The following is an 18,633-nucleotide window of genomic DNA, read 5'->3' as shown; positions in this document are numbered from 1 at the left end:
CGCCGCTACACGGCGCTGTGCAATCCGCGATCGGCTTCATGACGCTCCAGCGCCAGTTCGATCAGCCGCCTGATCAGCGTGGTGTAGTCCACACCGCTGGCGCCCCACAGCTTCGGGTACATGCTGATGCGGGTGAAGCCCGGCAGCGTGTTGACCTCGTTGATGACGATCTCACCGTCTGCGGTGAGGAACACATCCACGCGCGCCATGCCCGCACACTCCAGCGCCTGGTAGGCCCGCAGCGCGGTCTGCTGGATGCGCGCCTGGGTTGCAGCATCGATATCCGCCGGCACCACCACCTCGGCGCCGTCGGCGTTGATGTACTTGGTGTCGTAGGCGTAGAACTCGTCGTGCACCACCACTTCCCCACACAGGCTGGCCTGAGGATGTTCGTTGCCCAGCACCGCGCACTCGATCTCGCGGCCGACCACCGCCGATTCCACCAGCACCTTGTGGTCGTAGCGCAGCGCCAATGCCAGCGCCTCGGCGAAGCCCGCTGCATCCTTGACCTTGCTCACCCCCACCGACGAACCCTGGTTGGCCGGCTTCACGAACAACGGCAGGCCGAGCTGCGCGATCACCGCATCGACATCGACTGCCGCCGCCTGATGGCGACGGATGCACAGCCACGGTGCCACCTGCAGCCCGGCGTCGCGCAGCAGGCGCTTGGTCACGTCCTTGTCCATCGCCACCGCCGAGCCCAGTACCGGTGAACCGACGAAGGGCAGGTTGGCCATGCGCAGCAGCCCCTGCAGCGCACCGTCCTCGCCCAGCGGCCCGTGCACGATCGGCAGCACCACATCGATCTGGCCGAGCGCGCTGGCCGCATCGGACGGCTGCAGCTGCGCCTGCTCGGCGCCCGGGCGCACCGCCAGCGACGTACCGGACCGATGCAGGGCGATGCGCGACGGATCATCGGCATTGATCAGGAAGGTATCCGGCTGGCTCAGATGCCACTGGCCCTGCTTGTCGATACCGACCAGCACCGGCTCGAAGCGCTCGCGATCGAGCGCATCGAGGATGTTCTTCGCCGACTGCAGCGAAACTTCGTGCTCGGAAGACTTGCCACCGAAGATGATTCCGACCCGGGTCCGTGCCATGGGGAATGCGATGTCCTGTGCGTTGCGTGGCCTCATAGCATGAACCTTCATCGGCCTTCCGCGTGAGGCACAGATGAACCAGAAATCCATCCACGCATGGCGATCTACCGTGTCGACCAAGGTCGACACCCACCACAGCAACACAGAAAGCCGCCCTGACAGCAGCGGGAAACTGTCGAAGGCGGGGTGAGTCCGGTTGTGGGGGTGTCCGCGGCATGGATGCCGCGGCCAAGCCCGCACGGACGGGTTTACGGCGTCCCCCGCAACCGGACCCATCCCGCCAACCCACGGAATGCCCGCTGTTGCTTTGGCCGTTGCCGTTGCCGGTGCCTCTGCGGGTGCCGGGCGGCAGCCCGGCCCAAGCCCCCCACCCACGCAGGTAGAATGCACACATGGCTCTCTCCCTGCTCAAGTCCCTCAAGCCGGTCGCCGGCCGCGCCCTGCAGATCGCCCTGAACCGCGCGCTGGCGCTGGATCCGGATACCCGCCATGCACTGACCAGCCTGGATGGCCGGCATATCGATCTGACCCTGGAAGCGCCGTCGCTGGCCATGCGCATCAGCGTCGACGGCGACCAGCTGCGGGTCGGCCCGGTGGATGCGCAGGAAGCCGACCTGGCCGTGCGCAGCAGCCTGGCCGGCGTGCTCGCGCAGCTGCCACTGCTGGCCAACGCACGGCGCGGTGACAACAACGGCAAGGGCCGCGTGCGCGTGGCCGGCGACGCCGAACTGGCACGCCGCCTGCAGCAGCTCGCCAAGGGCTTCGACCCGGACTGGCAGCAGCCCTTCGTCAGCGTGTTCGGCGAGGTACTGGGCGTGCAGGTCGCCAATACCCTGCGCAGCGCCCTGCATCACGCACGCCAGGGCGCGGTCGACCTGGCCCACAGCGCCGCAGAATTCATCACCGAGGAATCGCGCGATGTAGTGCCGCGCGCTGAACTGGATGCCTTCCACGATGATGTGGACGTGCTGCGCGACGACGTGGAGCGCCTTGGTGCACGCGTACAGCGCCTGCGGGGTGCCGCATGAAGGCCGTGCTGCGCGCCAGCCGCATCGGCCGGGTGATCCTGCGTTACCGCCTCGACGACCTGCTGCAGGGCACACCGGCCGAGCGCTGGTTGCGCCTGGCCAAGCCGTTCGTGCCGCGCGCCTCGGCCGACATCGCCGCACAGTCGCGCGGTGCGCGCCTGCGCCTGGCGCTGCAGGATCTCGGCCCGATCTTCGTCAAGTTCGGCCAGATCCTGTCCACCCGCCGCGATCTGGTGCCGCCGGATGTGGCCAATGAGCTGACTCTGCTGCAGGACCGGGTCAAGCCGTTCGATGGTGAGACCGCGCGTCGCATCGTCGAGGAAGCGCTCGGCCTGCCGGTCAGCGAGGCCTTCGCCAGTTTCGACACCGAACCGCTGGCCTCGGCCTCCATCGCACAGGTGCACGCGGCCACGCTGGCCGATGGCCGCCAGGTGGTGGTCAAGGTGCTGCGCCCGGGCATCGAGAAGCAGATCGACGCTGATATCGCCCTGCTCAATTCGCTGGCCGCCCTGGTCGAGCGCACCCATCCACGCGCCGACAAGATCCGTCCGCGCGAAGTGGTGGCCGAGGTCGAAAACACCCTGTCCGCCGAGCTGGACCTGCAGCGCGAAGGCGCCAATGCCAGCGTGCTGCGCCGCTTCTGGGAAAACAGCGACGACCTGTACGTGCCGGAAGTGATCTGGAGCCACACCGCCGAGCGCGCGCTGACCCTGGAGCGCGTGTGGGGCATTCCGTCCGACGACATCGCCGCGCTGGACAAGGCCGGCATTGACCGCAAGGCGCTGGCCGCCAAGGGCGTGCGGGTGTTCTACACCCAGGTGTTCCGCGACAACTTCTTCCATGCCGACGCGCACGCCGGCAACATCTGGGTCGACACCGATCCGTCGCGTCGCGCCAACCCGCGCTTCATCGCGCTGGACTTCGGCATCATGGGCCAGCTCTCGCAGGAAGATCAGTACTACCTGGCCGAGAACTTCATGGCCATCTTCAACCGCGACTACCGCCGCATCGCCGAACTGCATGTGCAGGCGCGCTGGATGCCGGACAACGTGCGCATCGATGACCTGGAAGCGGCCGTGCGCTCGGTGTGCGAGCCGTACTTCACCCGCCCGCTGTCGCAGATCTCGCTGGCCGAAGTGCTGATGAAGCTGTTCCGCGTGGCCCAGCGTTACCAGCTGACCCTGCAGCCGCAGCTGATCCTGCTGCAGAAGACCCTGCTGAACATCGAAGGCGTCGGCCGCCAGCTCGATCCGCAGATCGACATCTGGGCAGTGGCCAAGCCGGTGCTGGCGAAGATCCTGCGCGAGCGCTACAGCCCGCGCCGGGTGGTACGCGAGATCGGCAAGCGCCTGCCGGAAATCATGACACACGCGCCGGACATGCCGCGCCTGGTACACGCCTGGCTGACCCAGCAGGTGGAAGGCCGCCACGAACTGTCGATGCGTTCGCGCGACCTGGCCGCACTGGATGCCAGCGTGCAGCGCCTGCAGAAGCGTGCGGTGGGCGCGATCACCGGTGTCGGCCTGCTGGCCATCGCCGCGCTGATCTATGTGGTGCAGCCGCCGGGCTGGTACTGGGGCGACCTGCCGATGTGGAGCTGGCTGTCCGGTGTGGTCGGCGTGGTGGCGCTGGCGCGCGCGTGGTGGAAGTAGGTCCCATGCTGCAGGCACTCAAGGACGAACTGGCCCGCTTCGGCGCCGACAACGATGCCCGCGAAAGCGCGCGCGGGCGCCGCATGCTCAACATCACGCCGGAGACGGGTGAATTCCTGTCCGTGCTGGTCCGCTTCGGCGCTGCGCGCCAGGTGCTGGAGATCGGCACCTCCAACGGCTATTCGACGCTGTGGCTGGCCGAGGCTGCCACAGCCATCGACGGCCACGTGACCACGCTCGAATACGCCGAGGACAAGGTGGCGATGGCGCGTGACACCTTCGCGCGCAGTGGCCTGGCCGATCGCATCACGCTGGTCCACGACGATGCGGGACCGTGGCTGGCGCTGGTCGCGGATGCCAGCGTCGACCTGCTGTTCCTCGATTCGGATCGCGGGCAGTACGCCGGCTGGTGGCCGCAGCTGCGCCGCGTGCTGCGGCCCGGCGGCCTGCTGGTGGTGGACAACGCCACCTCGCATGCAGAACAGGTGGAACCGCTGCGGGCGCTGCTGGAGGCTGATCCGGACTTCAGCACCAGCCTGGTGCCGGTGGGCAATGGCGAGCTGTTGGCCGTACGCAGCGCCTGACTGCTCTACAGGCAGGTGCCAACCTTGGTTGGCACGCCGTTGCCGGCGCGCAGAGCCGCCGAGCGCGGGCTCGGCTCTACAGAAGGCAGGCCTTTATAATCCCGCGGTGAGCACCGAACCCGAGACCCTCGCCGCGGTCGAGACCGACACCGCGCCCCTGCAGCTGCTGCACCTGGATGAACGCCTGGCCGTGGTCAACAAGCCTGCCGGGCTGATGGTCCACGACAGCAAGCTGGCCCGTGGCGAAGACGACTTCCTGGCCGACCGCCTGCGCGAGCAGCTGGGCCGCTCGATCTTCCTCGTGCATCGCCTGGACCGGGCCACCAGCGGCTGCCTGCTGCTGGCCTTCGACCGCGAAACCGCCAGCGCGCTGGGCAAGGCGTTGATGGGCGGTGAAGTGCTGAAGGACTACCTGACCGTCTGCCGTGGCTGGCCGGCAGAACTGTCCTGGCGGGTCGACCACGACCTCGACGGTGGCCCGGGCAAGCCGGTGAAGAAGCCGGCGGTCACCGACTTCCAGCGCCTGGCCACCGGCGAGCTGTCGGTCCCGGTCGGTGAGTTCACCCGTTCGCGCTACGCGCTGCTGCGCTGCCAGCCGCAGACCGGGCGCTTCCGGCAGATCCGCCGGCACCTGAAGCATCTCTCGCATCACATGATCGGCGACACCAGCCACGGTGATGGTCGCCACAACCGCATCTTCCGCATGCAGGGCGTGCACCGCATGCTGCTGCATGCCGAGCGCCTGCGTTTCCCGCATCCGGACGGTGGCACGGTGGATGTGCGTGCGCCGCTGGACCGCGAGTTCCAGAAGGCGCTGGGCCTGTTCGGCTGGCAGGTGGACGACGCCTGATGCTGCTGCGGTAAGCCGAGCGTGGGCTCGGCTCTACAGCCAGCGGCTGGGCGTGGCCCGGCGCACCCCGTTATTTCTTTTCCGGCTCGTTGACGATCGCTTCCAGGTCCTTCTGCAGATCCGCGAACAGCGGCTGCATGCGCGCCTGGATGGCCACCATCACGTTCTGCATCAGCGCCGGGGTCTTGTCCAGCAGGCTCTGGCCGGCCGCGCTCTCGTAGAACTCGGCCATCGCCAGCACGTCTTCCTTACTGAAGGTCTTCTTGTAGAGGTCCACGTACATCGGCCGCAGCTGCTGCCACGACAGGGCCTGGCGCAGGGTCTGGCTGGTCCGCGCCTGGATCCGCTTCAGCTGTTCCTGCTGCTGGGCGTTGAGCTGGCGCTGTGCGGCCACCTGCTGGAACTGCTGCTGCTGCATCGCCTCGATCTGCGGCAGCATGGTGTCGATCATGCTCTGCGCCCGTGACGCGGACAGCAGGCGGTTGATGTCGCCATCGGTCGGTGGCGCGGCCAGGGCCGGAACGCTGGCCACGGCCAGCGCCAGCAGCAGGGCGGCGCGGCGCAGCAGGGGCGGCAGGGCGGGTGCGGTGCGGGTCATGCGGGCTTCCTGCGGTACATGGGACGGCCAGCATACCCGCAGCCAAGGCGAAGGCGGCGTGTTCGGTACCTGATCGGCGGCATACGGTGCGCGATGCCGCACTCCGGCACGTGGCTGCCGCTACAATGCGCGGATGGGCAGTGGACCGGTCACCATCAGCGCGCAGCTTGAAATCCCCGACGGCGAGATCGTCGAGCGGTTCGTGCGTGCCAGCGGTGCCGGTGGCCAGAACGTCAACAAGGTCTCCACCGCGGTGGAACTGCGTTTCGATGTGGCCAACTCGCCCTCGTTGCCCGAACCGTTGCGCGCGCGCCTGTTGGCGCGGCGTGACCGGCGCATGACCGGCGAAGGCGTGCTGGTCATCGACGCGCAACGTTTCCGGACCCAGGATCGCAATCGCGAGGATGCGCGCGAGCGGCTGGCGGCCTTCATCCAGGCCGGGCTGAGCGTGCCCAAGCCGCGCAAGGCCACCAAGCCGACCCTCGGGTCGAAACTGCGTCGTCTGGACGCCAAACGCGGGCGCGCGCAGATCAAGCGCGGGCGCTCATCACGTGACTGGGAGTGATTGCTTGAACAACCCGACTTCGTTGCTGCCGGCCGTGCCGCCGCAGATGCCGCAGGTCAAACCCAACGCCTTCCTGCGCTGGCTGGCGCGCTGCACCCTGCGCATGGGCGGCTGGAAGGTGACCGGCACCCTGCCTGACATTCCCCGCCTGGTGTTCATCATCGCGCCGCATTCGTCCAACTGGGACGGCCTGTGGGGCATGGCGGCCAAGATCGCGCTGGGAATGAAGGTCAAGGTGCTGGGCAAGGCATCGCTGTTCTGGTGGCCGCTGGGCCCGCTGCTGCACAAGCTGGGCGTGATCCCGCTGGACCGCAGCTCGCCGCAGGGCACGGTGGGCCAGGCGGTGGACCTGCTGCGCAACAACGAGAAGATGTGGTTCGCCATCACCCCCGAGGGCACCCGCAAGGCCGTGAAGGACTGGAAGGCCGGCTTCCTGAAGATCGCCCGGATGGCCGACGTGCCGATCCTGGCCGCGTATTTCCACTACCCGGAAAAGACCATCGGCATCGGCCCGCTGTTCACGCCCAGCGGCGATGATGCCGCCGACATGGCCGCCATCCGCGAGTTCTACCGGCCGTGGATGGGCAAGACCCGCGGTACGGTCTGAGCCTGCCGCAGGCCGCCGCATAGACGCCACGTCCGGCACATGCCGGGCGAGCGCGACAGGAGTAGGGTGGAGGGCTGGTATCCCGTACCGTCTGCCCAAGGAGTGTTTTACATGTCGCGTACCGTAGTCCTGGCCGCCGCCATCAGCCTGGCGCTGGCGGCCTGTTCCGGCAAGGAGTCCACCCCCGTGTCCGATGCCCAGAAAGCCCCGGCCCAGCAGCCGGCCGAAGCCTCCACCAATCCGCTGCTGAGCGCCAGCACGTTGCCGTTCCAGGCGCCGCAGTTCGACAAGATCAAGGACAGCGACTACCTGCCGGCGTTCGAGGAAGGCATGCGCCAGCACCTGGCCGACGTGCGCAAGATCGCCGACAGCAGCGAGCCTGCCACCTTCGACAACACCATCGTGGCGATGGAGCGCAGCGGCGAGACCCTGAACCGCGTGTCGCGCATTTTCTTCGGCCTGGTCCAGGCCGATACCAACGATGCACGCCAGAAGATCCAGGAAGAAGTGGCGCCGAAGCTGGCCGCGCACCAGGACGAGATCAACCTCGATCCGAAGCTGTTCGCGCGCGTGAAGTCGCTGTACGACCAGCGTGACACGCTGGAACTGGACCCGGTGCAGAAGCGCCTGGTCGAGCATTACTACGACGGCCTGGTGCGCGCTGGCGCACAGCTGTCCGACGCCGACAAGGCGAGCCTGCGCAAGCTCAACGTGGAAGAAACCACCCTTTCCACCCAGTTCCATACCCGTCTGGTGGCCGCCACGGCCGCTGCGGCCGTCGTTGTCGACGACAAGGCCAAGCTGGCCGGCCTGGACGAGAATGCGATCAACAACGCTGCCACCGCCGCCAAGGATCGCAAGCTGGATGGCAAGTTCCTGCTGCCGTTGCAGAACACCACACAGCAGCCGGTGCTCGGCTCGCTGAGCGACCGCGACCAGCGCGCCGCCGTGCTGAAGGCTTCGGAAACCCGCGCCGAGCGCGGCGATGCCAACGACACCCGGCAGACCGTGCAGCGCCTGGCCCAGCTGCGTGCGCAGAAGGCCAAGCTGCTCGGCTTCGACACCTTCGCCGACTACCAGCTGGGCGACCAGATGGCCAAGACCCCGGCTGCCGCGCTCAAGCTGCTGACCGACACCGTGCCGGCCGCCACCGCCAAGGCACGCGCCGAAGCCGGCGAGATCCAGAAGGTGATCGACGCGCAGAAGGGTGGGTTCCAGGTGGCCGCTTCGGACTGGGACTTCTACGCCGAGCAGGTGCGCAAGGCCAAGTACGATCTGGACGAATCGCAGATCAAGCCGTACTTCGAACTGGACAACGTGCTGCAGAACGGCGTCTTCTACGCCGCCACCCAGCTGTACGGCATCACCTTCAAGCCGCGTACCGACATTCCGACCTACAACCCGGACATGAAGGTGTACGAAGTGTTCGACAAGGACGGCACCTCGCTGGCGCTGTTCTACACCGACTACTTCAAGCGTGACAGCAAGTCCGGCGGCGCCTGGATGGACGTGTTCGTCGAGCAGGACGGCCTGACCGGTGCCAAGCCGGTGGTCTACAACGTCTGCAACTTCACCAAGCCGGCCGCCGGCCAGCCTGCGCTGATCAGCTTCGACGACGTCACCACCATGTTCCATGAGTTCGGCCATGCGCTGCACGGCATGTTCTCGAACGTGAAGTACCCGTCGATTGCCGGCACCGCCACCTCGCGTGATTTCGTCGAGTTCCCGTCGCAGTTCAACGAGCACTGGGCGCTGGATCCGAAGGTGTTCGCCAACTACGCCAAGCACTACAAGACCGGCGAGGCGATGCCGCAGGAACTGGTCGACAAGATCCTCAAGGCACGCAGCTTCAACCAGGGCTACGCGACCACCGAGTACCTGTCGGCCGCACTGCTGGACCTGGCCTGGCACACGCAGAAGGCCGACGCGCCGCTGCAGGATGTCGGCGCCTTTGAAGCCAGCGCGCTGAAGAAGTTCAAGGTCGACCTGCCGCAGGTGCCGCCGCGTTACCGTACCACCTACTTCGACCACATCTGGGGCGGTGGTTACTCGGCCGGCTACTACGCCTACTTCTGGGCCGAAGTGCTGGACCATGACGCCTACCAGTGGTTCACCGAACACGGTGGCCTGACCGCGGCCAACGGCCAGGAATTCCGCGACAAGATCCTCTCGCGCGGCAACAGTGTGGAGCTGTCGACCCTGTACCGCGATTTCCGCGGCAAGGACCCGTCGGTGGAACCGCTGCTGAAGTTCCGCGGGCTGAAATAAGAAAGCGAAAACGGCGGGGGCAACCCCGCCGTTTTTCTTTGCTCTTCTGTAGAGCCGAGCCTACGCTCGGCTGCCTTTCGCGCCCTTGTAGAGCCGAGCCCATGCTCGGCTGGTTTCCCACGAAAGGAAGCGCGCTACGTCCCCACATGCACCCGGTTGGCCTGCTCGGCCAGCCCCAGGTGATCTAGTGCGATGTCCAGCGCCAGCACATAGCTCTGCGCGCCATAGCCGGCGGCGATGCCCAGGCGCTGGCCGACACCGGCCGGCAGGCACGGCTCGGCCACCGCGCCGTCGTCATGCACTTCCACGTACGCGTTGTGCAGATAGGGCAGCAACCGTTGCAGGCGCAGGCTGTTGGCACATGCACCCGGATCGAGCAGCGTCACCTCGCCGCGACTGTGGTCGGCCACGCGCAGTGCGTCCAGCAGTTCCTGTTCCGAACCGCAGGCACGGATCGCCACGCTGGTGCCGGCATCGATCGCACGATGCACCAGCGACTTCAGTACCGGCGCCGGCAGTGGCATCGCCGTGCGGATCAAGGCGCCGGCCGCTTCCGGGCCACGGATGATGAAGATCGACATGGCTCAGCCCTCCTGCGCCAGGCGACGGCCGACGATGGCCAGCGACAGCGGATAGCCGGCCTGCTGGCTGCGCTGGTCGACCACCACCGCGGCGGGGCCGTGCTGCAGGCGCAGGCGCGCATCCAAGCCGGGCTCGCTGGGCGACTGCAGCTCGATGTACTGCGCCGGCAGCCGTTCCAGCGCCGCCTGCAGTGCGCCACCCTCGGCCTGCCATTGCGCCTCGTCGGCCACGCCGACATCCAGCAGCACCCAGTCGGCCGAGCGCGCCTGCGGCTGGCACAGGCACTGGCGCACTTCGGACAGACTCGCGCAGTCGCTGCACAGCACGCGATGGCCGCTCAGCTGCGCCGGCAACTGCGGGCGCGGCGCCGACGGAGACGCGTGGCGGATCACCAGGAGGGTCATACAACACCTTGCGGAATGCGCCCTGCGGCGCGGTGGAGACACGATGCGCGTGCTGGCCGTAAAGGTGCGATGCCCGTGGCCGGGGCACGGCGTAAAACCTGCGTAACCCATCCTGTAGAGCCGAGCCTACGCTCGGCTGGCGTGCACCGACGCTTGAAGAGCAGCCGAACGCGGGCTCGGCTCTACAGCAAGCCGGTGCGGGAACCTCTTCGGCCCGGATGTGGTCTGATGCAGCTACCACTGACCCGGAGCCTGCCATGGACGCTGTTGCCCGCCCTCCCTTTTCCGAACGCGCGCTGGCCTGGCTGAAGAAAGAGGCGCTGCCGTTGCTGGTGATGCTCGGCCTGCTCGCCGCCGCCCGCGATACCTTGGCCAACCACTACGTAGTGCCCAGTGGCTCGATGCAGCCGACCCTGCAGCCCGGCGACCGGGTGGTGGTGGACATGCGTGCCTATGGGCTGCGCCTGCCGTTCACCGGCAAGGAACTGATGGCGACCGGCACCCCGCAGCGCGGCGAGGTGGCGGTGTTCGATTCGCCGGCCGACGGCACCCGCCTGATCAAGCGGGTGGCCGCGGTGGCCGGTGACCATGTGCAGCTGCACGAAGGGCACCTGAGCATCAACGGCCAGCCACTGCAGACCGCCGACCTGCAGGACGTGGAAGCCTTCGGTGAACGCCGTGCCCGCCTCGATCTGGACATGGGCGGCGGCCCGGACATCGCCGATCTGGTGGTGCCCGACGGTAAGGTGCTGGTGCTGGGTGACCACCGCGGCAACAGCTTCGATGGCCGCTTCTTCGGCTTCGTCGACGCTGACAAGGTCTACGGCCGCGCTGTGGCGGTGTACTACCGCCGGGGCGCCGGCTTCGAGTGGCAGCGCCTGTAAGCTGAATTGATACTTTCTGTGTATCAATCCTGACCTATCAGGTTATGGATCGACTGGATGGACGGGCCTAGTCTGAGGCCCGTTCCCTCCCATACCCGGCCGTCCCCACCGGCCCACCGATCCCATGACTGGCGAAACCGCCGCGACCGTCGAACGCCGCCCCCACGCTGTTGACCCCGCTTCCGACACCCGCATCCAGCAGGGCACGTCGGCTTTCCGCCGCACCGCGCTGGCGCTGTTCCTGGCCGGCTTCTCCACCTTCGGGCTGCTGTACACGGTGCAGCCGCTGCTGCCCGAATTCAGCCGCCACTTCGGCGTGTCCGCCGCCGGCAGCGCAATGTCGCTGTCGCTGACCACCGGCACGCTGGCGGTGGCCATGCTGCTGGCCGGCCTGCTGTCCGACGCGGTCGGCCGCCGCCCGTTGATGATTGCTGCGCTGCTGGCCTCGGCCATGCTGTCGCTGAGCACCGCGCTGGTGGACGACTGGACCACGCTGCTGGTGCTGCGCACCCTGCTGGGCCTGGCGCTGAGCGGCGTGCCGGCCGTGGCGATGACCTACCTGGTCGAGGAAATGGACAGCCGCGCGCTGGGCCTGGCGATGGGCCTGTACATCGGCGGCAACGCCATCGGTGGCATGAGCGGGCGACTGCTGGCTGGCATCATCGCCGACCACTGGGGCTGGCGCTGGGGCATCGGCGTGGTCTCGATCATCGCCGTGGCCAGCACCGTGCTGCTGTGGCTGCAGCTGCCGCCACAGCGTCACTTCCACCCCCGCCGGGATGGCCTGCGTCAGTTGCCGTCACGCTGGCGCATGCTGTTCGCCGACCCGGGCCTGCCGTGGCTGTTCGCCACCTCGTTCGTGCTGATGGGCGTGTTCGTCACCCTCTACAACTACCTGGGCTACCACCTGCTGGCGCCGCCGTACCACCTCAGCCAGACCGTGGTAGGCCTGATCTTCAGCGTCTACCTGGTGGGCACTTTCAGTTCGGCGTGGATGGGCCAGCAGGCTACGCGTTACGGACGCGGCCGCATCCTGTCGATCTCGTTCGCGCTGATCGGTGCCGGCATCGCGCTGCTGGCATTGCCTTGGCTGAGCACGATGGCACTGGGCATCGCGCTGGTCACGTTCGGCTTCTTCGGTGGTCACTCGGTGGCCAGCAGCTGGGTTGGCAGCCGTGCCGGCACGATGCGCGCGGAAGCCTCGGCGCTGTATCTGTTTGCCTACTACCTGGGTTCGAGTGTGCTCGGTGGTTTAGGCGGCCTGGCTTATGCGGCGTGGGACTGGCTGGGTGTGTGCCTGTTCGCCGCCGTGCTGACCCTGATCGGCGGTGGCATTGTCTGGGCGCTGCAGCAGCGCGCCCCGCAGCCGGTGACCGCGTGATCCTGGTCTGGTAGAGGCCGACCTTGGTCGGCGTTGTGGTCGTGGGCCAATCAAGGTTGGCCACTACCGGGGGGTGCACGCTCAGCCCTCCACGAACGCCTCGCGCAACAACCCGGCGAAATTGCGGATCAGCGGCGTCACCCCCTCGCGGTGCCACGCCAGCTGCACCTCCGAATGCGCACCGGCATCGGCCAGCGCCACGAAGCGCGCGCCCTCCACCCGGATGTGATCGCAGGACGACGGCAGGATCGCCGCACCCAGGCCGGCAGCAGCAAGACTGATCAGGGTCGAGGCTTCGCCCGCCTCCTGCGCGATGCGCGGCGTGAACCCGGCGGCCGCGCACAACGCGATCATGTGGTCATGGATGCCCGCACCGGCACTGCGGCGAAATGCCACGAACGGCTCCTGCGCGAAGTCGCGCAGCGACAACGTGCCCTGCTTCGAAAGCCTGTGCAGGGCAGGATGGCCGGCATGCACGATCAACGCCAGCGGATCGACGAACAGGCTGTGCGCCACCAGTTCCGGCGGCAACGCGCGCTTGCGGATGATGCCCACGTCCAGGCTGCCGTCGAGCAGCGCATCGATCTGCTGCAGCGTGTTCATCTCGCTCAGCTGCAGCCGTACCTGCGGGTACTGCTGGCGGTAGCGCAGGATCGAACGCGGAATCTGCGGTGACAGTGGCGTGGCCCGGGTCAGGCCGATACGCAGTTCGCCCTGCTCGCCGCGCTGCGCGCGCTGCACCTCGTCCACCGCTGTTTCCACCTGCTGCACGATGGCGCGTGCACGCTCCTGCAGCAGCTCACCGGCAGGCGTCAGCTGCACACGACGGTGGCTGCGCACGAACAGGCGCGCCCCGATCAGTTCCTCCAGCTGGCGGATCTGCTGGCTGAGCGGCGGCTGCGACATCCCCAACCGTTCGGCGGCCTGGCCGAAGTGCAGCGTATCGGCGACGGCAAGGAAGTAACGCAGGTGGCGCAGTTCGATGGACATGGAGCTCAGTGTCTCTCGGCCTCTAGCAACCACGCCGCATTACTTGTCAGAAGAGCGCTTCCGGGAAGATGCTCGAGCGGAAATTGCATCCATCTGATTGATGTAATCATTGAGACGTCCATAGCTGTGGAGCATCCGATACGGGTTTGAGATGGCGGCGCCTCGCCGATCATCATCGCTGATCTGACACCAAGAGCAGCGATCGTTGCCTTTTAACGTGGGCTCACTGCACTCTTCGCAAGACTGGTCCGCTTCCTCGATACGTCCCTCTTTGAAGACGTGAGGATATCCATTGAGGTCTGTAAAGAAGGGGGTTATGGAGCTTCTGCCGATTCTGGCCTCATAGTATGAGCAGCTGAGCGATTTTGCTCGCTCTTTGAGTGCACCCTTGATATCCGGAGTGGCTTTCGCTCCTGCGATTAGGGATCTAATACAGTGCTTCGGAACATCTGCAAGGATAATGTCTCCGCATGAGCGAACTTCTGACTCGTCCGTCACCACCATGCGTCTCTCGAGTTCATACGACCAGCAGTTTGCCTTGGTGAAGTACGCGCCAAAAAATACCCCATTTCTAAGGAAATACGTATACCGAGGCTTTCCAATCACGTGAGCTCTGTAGAGCATCTCCGTGAGTTCATCATCCGCGCTGTCCCGATAGGTGACATCCTTAAACAGACTTTTCGGAAACTCGTCTACAAGGCACTCTTCCTCGAACTCAATTACGAATCCAGATCCGTTCACTCCATAGTGTGCCCACATCGGAACGACGGCCGGAGAGTTTGAGAAACAAGTTGTAGGTAGCTGATCAATGTTGCCAACCAACTCTTGGTAGGCAGCCAATGCTGAGGCGTCCACTCCGTAGTCGACCGTCAAGAACAATTCGTACGGATCGTTGAAATCCTCTGGCTTTGACAGTTTGATAGTCGCGCCGTCATCAGTCAGAACCAAGTCGATAACCTGTGGACCGAAGTACTTGTAAAGATTGCCCGGCATAAGACCTCTTCCCTGTAAGTTCACTACTTCAACGTTGGCCTTGTTGAATCTGATGTGCAATCCAAACGCCCTCAGCGATCGGAGTGGCCACTCTCATCATATCCGCGCGGACTGAACAACTCCGGCTGGATCAGCTCGATGAACGCCCGCGCCTGCGCCGACAGTGCCTTGCCGCGGCGCACGATCACGCCGTAGCTGCGCTCGGGGAACCAGCGCTTCATTGATCGCGCCGCCAGCCGCTCGCGGTCGGCCTCGTTCAGGCACAGTGCCGGCACGATGGAAATGCCCATGCCCATCGCCACGTACTGCTTGATCACCTCCCAGCCGCCCACCTCCAGCGCTACGGTGTAGGCGATGCGGTGGCGCTGGAACACCTGGTCGACCAGCCGATAGGTGATCTGCCGCTTCGGTGGCAGCACCAGTGGATAGCGCGCGATGTCGGCCAGCTCCAGCTCGCCACCGCTGGCCAGCGGATGATCGTGCGGCGCGATCAGTACCTGCTCGAAGCGATAGGCCGGGGCGTAGCTGAGATCGGCCGGCACATCGGTCATCGAACCGATTGCCAGGTCGGCGGCATCCTCGCGCAGCAGGTCGGTGCCGTCGGCGCTGATCGCGTTGTGCAGGGTCAGGCGCACGTCCGGGTAGTGCAGGCGGAAGCGTTCGACGATCTTCGGCAGCAGGTACAGGATGGTCGAGCTGTTGGCGGCGATGTTCAGCTCGCCCGCATCCAGGCCGCGTACCTTGTCGCGGAAGCGTGCCTCCAGCCCGTCCAGGTTCTCCACCAGCGGCTGCGCCATTTCGTACAGCAGCTGGCCCTCGCGGCTGGGCACCAGGCGACGCCCGCTGCGCTCGAACAACGGCACGCCCAGCTCCCGTTCCAGGGCCTGCAACTGCAGGCTGATGGCCGGCTGGCTGACGAACAATGCCTCAGCCGCCCGTGAGACAGAGCCCAGACGCACGGTCTGGCAGAACGCGCGCAACGGCTTCAACCGGTCGGATTTGTAGGAAAAACGCGGACTTGGCGAGGGGCGCGTGGTCATGGCGTTACAAGTATTAGCACAACTTATGTAGAGTATTGCAAAAACTGTTTTGCCAAATACTCGGCCCGGGCGGCACCGTGGAGGCGTTCCCCACCGCTGGAGTCGCCCCATGTCCGCCGTCGCTTCCGCTGTTCCCACCCCTGCCAGCAAGGCCACCCCCGGCATCGCCTTGGCGACCCGCGTGGCCGGTCAGGACACCGTGCTGCCGGCGCCGCTGCTGGCCCTGCTGGTGTCGCTGCACCGTGCGGTGGAACCGGGCCGGCAGGCACGGCTGCAGGCCCGCCGTGAACGCCAGGCGTTCTTCGACCAGGGCGGCCTGCCGGACTTCCGTGAAGACACCACCGCGATCCGTAGCGGCGACTGGCGCGTTGCGCCGCTGCCGGCCGCGCTGCAGGACCGCCGCGTCGAGATCACCGGCCCGACCGACCCGAAGATGGTCATCAACGCGCTGAACTCCGGCGCCAAGGTGTTCATGGCCGACTTCGAGGATTCGACCTCGCCGACCTGGCGCAACCTGCTGGCCGGGCAGCAGTCGCTGGCGGCGGCGGTGCGTGGTGATCTGGAATTCACCGCCGCCAATGGCAAGCACTACACGCTGCGCCCGTACGACGAACAGGCCGTGCTGATCGTGCGCCCGCGCGGCTGGCATCTGGACGAGAAGCACGTGCGCATCGACGGCCAGTTCATCGCCGGCGGGCTGTTCGACGCGGCGGTGTTCGCCTTCCACAACGCCCGCATCCTGCAGGCCAAGGACCGCGGCCCGTACTTCTACCTGCCCAAGCTGCAGAGCATGGAAGAGGCCGCGCTGTGGGAGACCGCGCTGTCGCACATCGAAGGCATGCTCGGCCTGCCGCACGGCCAGATCAAGGTGACCGTGCTGATCGAAACGCTGCCGGCGGTGTTCGAGATGGACGAGATCCTGCACGCACTGCGTGACCGCATCGTCGGCCTGAACTGCGGGCGCTGGGATTACATCTTCTCGTACCTGAAGACCTTCCGCCGCCACGCCGACCGCGTGCTGCCCGAACGCGGCCAGGTGACCATGACCCAGCCGTTCCTGAAGGCGTATTCGGAACTGCTGATCCAGACCTGCCACCGCCGCGGTGCGCATGCGATGGGCGGCATGGCCGCGCAGATCCCGATCAACAACGATGCCGCGGCCAACGAACAGGCGATGGCCCGGGTGCGCGCCGACAAGCTGCGCGAAGTCACCGCCGGCCATGACGGCACCTGGGTTGCGCATCCGGCGCTGATTCCAGTGGCGATGGCGATCTTCGACGAACACATGCCCGGTGCGAACCAGCACAGCGTGCTGCGCCAGGATGTGCGCGTGGGCCGCGATGAACTGATCGCGCGCCCGCCGGGCACCATCACCCGTGCCGGCTTCGAAGGCAACGTGGAAGTCTGCGTGCGCTACCTGGCGGCGTGGCTGGATGGCAACGGTTGCGTGCCGATCCACCACCTGATGGAGGACGCGGCCACCGCCGAGATCAGCCGCAGCCAGCTGTGGCAGTGGCTGCATACGCCGGGCCAGCAACTGGACGACGGCACCGCGATCGATCTGGCGCTGCTGGATTCCACTCTCTCGCAGCTGCCGGCACGGCTGGGCGATACCGCCGCGCTGCCTGGTGGTACACGCATCGGCGAAGCCATCACCCTGCTCGGCGAACTGAGCCGCAGCGACGAACTGACCGATTTCCTGACCCTGCCGGCCTACGCGCGCATCGATTGACTCCCGCCCGCGTTTCCACGCCGTTTCCCTCCCCGCTGCACGCACGAACCGAACTGGAGAAAGACATGAGCAAGCTGCCCACTGCCGAACAGATCCAGCACGACTGGGATACCAACCCGCGCTGGGAAGGCATCCAGCGCAACTACAGCGCCGCCGACGTGGTGCGCCTGCGCGGCACCGTCCACATCGAGCATTCGCTGGCCCGCCTGGGTGCGGAGAAGCTGTGGGCGTCGCTGCATGAGCGCGAGTTCGTCAACGCGCTGGGTGCATTGACCGGCAACCAGGCCATGCAGCAGGTCAAGGCTGGCCTGAAGGCCATCTACCTGTCCGGTTGGCAGGTGGCGGCCGACGCCAACCTGGCCGGCCAGATGTACCCGGACCAGTCGCTGTACCCGGCCGATTCGGTGCCGGCGGTGGTCAAGCGCATCAACAACACGCTGCTGCGCGCCGACCAGCTGCACCATGCCGAAGGCAAGGATGACATCGACTTCCTGCAGCCGATCGTGGCCGATGCAGAAGCCGGTTTCGGCGGCGTGCTCAACGCCTTCGAACTGATGAAGGCGATGATCGAGGCCGGTGCCGCCGGCGTGCACTTCGAGGATCAGCTGGCCTCGGTGAAGAAGTGCGGCCACATGGGCGGCAAGGTGCTGGTGCCGACCCGTGAGGCGATCGAGAAGCTCAACGCCGCGCGCCTGGCCGCCGACGTGCTGGGTGTGCCGACCCTGCTGGTCGCGCGCACCGATGCCGAAGCAGCGGATCTGTTGACCAGTGACATCGACGGCAACGACAAGCCGTTCACCACCGGTGAGCGCACCGTCGAAGGCTTCTACAAGACCCGCAATGGCCTGGACCAGGCGATCAGCCGTGGCCTGGCCTATGCACCCTACGCCGACCTGGTGTGGTGCGAGACCGGCAAGCCGGATCTGGAATTCGCACGCAAGTTCGCCGAGGCGATCCATGCGAAGTTCCCCGGGAAGCTGCTGGCCTACAACTGCTCGCCCAGCTTCAACTGGAAGAAGAACCTGGACGACGCCACCATCGCGAAGTTCCAGCGCGAGCTGGGCAGCTACGGCTACAAGTTCCAGTTCATCACCCTGGCCGGCTTCCATGCGCTGAATTACGGCATGTTCAACCTGGCCCACGGCTATGCACGCCGCCAGATGAGCGCGTTCGTGGAGCTGCAGGAAGCCGAGTTCGAAGCGGCCGAGCGTGGCTTCACTGCGGTCAAGCACCAGCGTGAGGTCGGTACCGGTTACTTCGACGCGGTGACCCAGGCGATCCAGCAGGGCCAGTCGTCGACCACCGCGCTGACCGGCTCGACCGAGGAAGAGCAGTTCCACGGCGGGCGCAGCGAACGCGCTGCGTGATGCGGTAG

The 18,633-nt window shown here is 66.4% G+C and carries 18 protein-coding genes; 11 read left to right on the top strand and 7 right to left on the bottom strand.

What is annotated here, in order from left to right:
• Window positions 1-5: 5 nt before the first annotated feature.
• Window positions 6-1,100, bottom strand: coding sequence for a D-alanine--D-alanine ligase (gene ddlA, locus N5D45_RS21795; protein WP_164192511.1), 1,095 nt, complete (start codon window positions 1,098-1,100; stop codon window positions 6-8).
• Window positions 1,101-1,492: 392 nt separating this feature from the next.
• Here ddlA and N5D45_RS21790 point away from each other — a divergent pair, with 392 nt between their 5' ends.
• The 4 genes from N5D45_RS21790 to N5D45_RS21775 all read left to right on the top strand — a co-directional run bounded on the left by N5D45_RS21790 (window position 1,493) and on the right by N5D45_RS21775 (window position 5,214).
• The gene (locus N5D45_RS21790) at window positions 1,493-2,128 is read left to right on the top strand and encodes an SCP2 sterol-binding domain-containing protein (RefSeq protein ID WP_164192507.1); all 636 of its coding nucleotides are present in this window, start codon (window positions 1,493-1,495) and stop codon (window positions 2,126-2,128) included.
• The gene (gene ubiB / locus N5D45_RS21785) at window positions 2,125-3,780 is read left to right on the top strand and encodes a ubiquinone biosynthesis regulatory protein kinase UbiB (RefSeq protein WP_057503922.1); all 1,656 of its coding nucleotides are present in this window, start codon (window positions 2,125-2,127) and stop codon (window positions 3,778-3,780) included. The genes N5D45_RS21790 and ubiB overlap by 4 nt, the downstream gene beginning before the upstream one ends.
• 5 nt (window positions 3,781-3,785) lie before the next feature.
• On the top strand, window positions 3,786-4,364 hold the full coding sequence (locus N5D45_RS21780; RefSeq protein ID WP_057503921.1) for an O-methyltransferase: 579 nt from the start codon (window positions 3,786-3,788) through the stop codon (window positions 4,362-4,364).
• Window positions 4,365-4,470: 106 nt separating this feature from the next.
• Entirely contained in the window at window positions 4,471-5,214 is a 744-nt protein-coding gene (locus N5D45_RS21775) for a pseudouridine synthase (protein ID WP_164192505.1), read from the top strand.
• Between the two features lie 70 nt (window positions 5,215-5,284).
• Here the strand turns inward: N5D45_RS21775 and N5D45_RS21770 are convergent, their stop codons facing one another.
• Complete coding sequence (locus N5D45_RS21770; protein ID WP_071306516.1) at window positions 5,285-5,812, bottom strand: DUF2059 domain-containing protein; 528 nt, start codon at window positions 5,810-5,812, stop codon at window positions 5,285-5,287.
• 133 nt (window positions 5,813-5,945) lie between these two features.
• Between N5D45_RS21770 and arfB the strand changes: the two genes are divergently transcribed.
• From arfB to dcp, 3 genes are all read left to right on the top strand, one after another.
• Window positions 5,946-6,377: an alternative ribosome rescue aminoacyl-tRNA hydrolase ArfB gene (gene arfB / locus N5D45_RS21765; RefSeq protein WP_005420755.1), complete on the top strand. Its 432-nt coding sequence runs from the start codon at window positions 5,946-5,948 to the stop codon at window positions 6,375-6,377.
• Between the two features lie 4 nt (window positions 6,378-6,381).
• Window positions 6,382-6,984, top strand: coding sequence for a lysophospholipid acyltransferase family protein (locus N5D45_RS21760; RefSeq protein ID WP_043400664.1), 603 nt, complete (start codon window positions 6,382-6,384; stop codon window positions 6,982-6,984).
• Window positions 6,985-7,095: 111 nt separating this feature from the next.
• A complete protein-coding gene (gene dcp, locus N5D45_RS21755; RefSeq protein WP_019337438.1) occupies window positions 7,096-9,252 on the top strand; it encodes a peptidyl-dipeptidase Dcp in 2,157 nt (718 codons plus the stop codon).
• Window positions 9,253-9,386: 134 nt separating this feature from the next.
• Here dcp and N5D45_RS21750 read toward each other — a convergent pair whose 3' ends face one another.
• On the bottom strand, window positions 9,387-9,833 hold the full coding sequence (locus tag N5D45_RS21750) for a 3-dehydroquinate dehydratase (protein ID WP_004153636.1): 447 nt from the start codon (window positions 9,831-9,833) through the stop codon (window positions 9,387-9,389).
• A gap of 3 nt (window positions 9,834-9,836) precedes the next feature.
• Complete coding sequence (locus N5D45_RS21745; protein ID WP_010487081.1) at window positions 9,837-10,238, bottom strand: hypothetical protein; 402 nt, start codon at window positions 10,236-10,238, stop codon at window positions 9,837-9,839.
• Between the two features lie 257 nt (window positions 10,239-10,495).
• Here N5D45_RS21745 and lepB point away from each other — a divergent pair, with 257 nt between their 5' ends.
• Together lepB and N5D45_RS21735 are read left to right on the top strand one after the other, a co-directional pair.
• Window positions 10,496-11,122 carry a signal peptidase I gene (gene lepB / locus N5D45_RS21740; protein ID WP_010487079.1) on the top strand — a complete coding sequence of 209 codons (627 nt, stop codon included), beginning with the start codon at window positions 10,496-10,498 and terminating at the stop codon, window positions 11,120-11,122.
• Between the two features lie 124 nt (window positions 11,123-11,246).
• Window positions 11,247-12,503 (top strand): MFS transporter, encoded by a 1,257-nt coding sequence (locus tag N5D45_RS21735; protein WP_279939621.1) that lies wholly within the window; start codon window positions 11,247-11,249, stop codon window positions 12,501-12,503.
• Between the two features lie 81 nt (window positions 12,504-12,584).
• Here N5D45_RS21735 and N5D45_RS21730 read toward each other — a convergent pair whose 3' ends face one another.
• Genes N5D45_RS21730 through N5D45_RS21720 form a run of 3 tightly spaced genes read right to left on the bottom strand, consistent with a single transcriptional unit; the run spans window position 12,585 to window position 15,526 of the window.
• Window positions 12,585-13,493: a LysR family transcriptional regulator gene (locus N5D45_RS21730; protein ID WP_043400644.1), complete on the bottom strand. Its 909-nt coding sequence runs from the start codon at window positions 13,491-13,493 to the stop codon at window positions 12,585-12,587.
• Window positions 13,494-13,532: 39 nt separating this feature from the next.
• The gene (locus N5D45_RS21725) at window positions 13,533-14,546 is read right to left on the bottom strand and encodes a DUF2971 domain-containing protein (RefSeq protein ID WP_279939619.1); all 1,014 of its coding nucleotides are present in this window, start codon (window positions 14,544-14,546) and stop codon (window positions 13,533-13,535) included.
• 11 nt (window positions 14,547-14,557) lie between these two features.
• Window positions 14,558-15,526: a LysR family transcriptional regulator gene (locus N5D45_RS21720; protein WP_279939618.1), complete on the bottom strand. Its 969-nt coding sequence runs from the start codon at window positions 15,524-15,526 to the stop codon at window positions 14,558-14,560.
• Between the two features lie 109 nt (window positions 15,527-15,635).
• Here N5D45_RS21720 and aceB point away from each other — a divergent pair, with 109 nt between their 5' ends.
• Window positions 15,636-17,258, top strand: a complete 1,623-nt coding sequence (aceB, locus tag N5D45_RS21715) for a malate synthase A (protein ID WP_279939617.1) — start codon at window positions 15,636-15,638, stop codon at window positions 17,256-17,258.
• Between the two features lie 65 nt (window positions 17,259-17,323).
• Window positions 17,324-18,625: an isocitrate lyase gene (aceA, locus tag N5D45_RS21710; protein ID WP_019661879.1), complete on the top strand. Its 1,302-nt coding sequence runs from the start codon at window positions 17,324-17,326 to the stop codon at window positions 18,623-18,625.
• The last annotated feature ends 8 nt before the right edge of the window (window positions 18,626-18,633 follow it).

This window comes from Stenotrophomonas sp. GD03819, assembly GCF_029841665.1.
In the GTDB taxonomy this organism is placed as follows: Bacteria; Pseudomonadota; Gammaproteobacteria; order Xanthomonadales; family Xanthomonadaceae; genus Stenotrophomonas; species Stenotrophomonas geniculata.
Note: the sequence above shows the minus strand (reverse complement) of the source record. Positions and strands in the feature narration are given on the sequence as shown.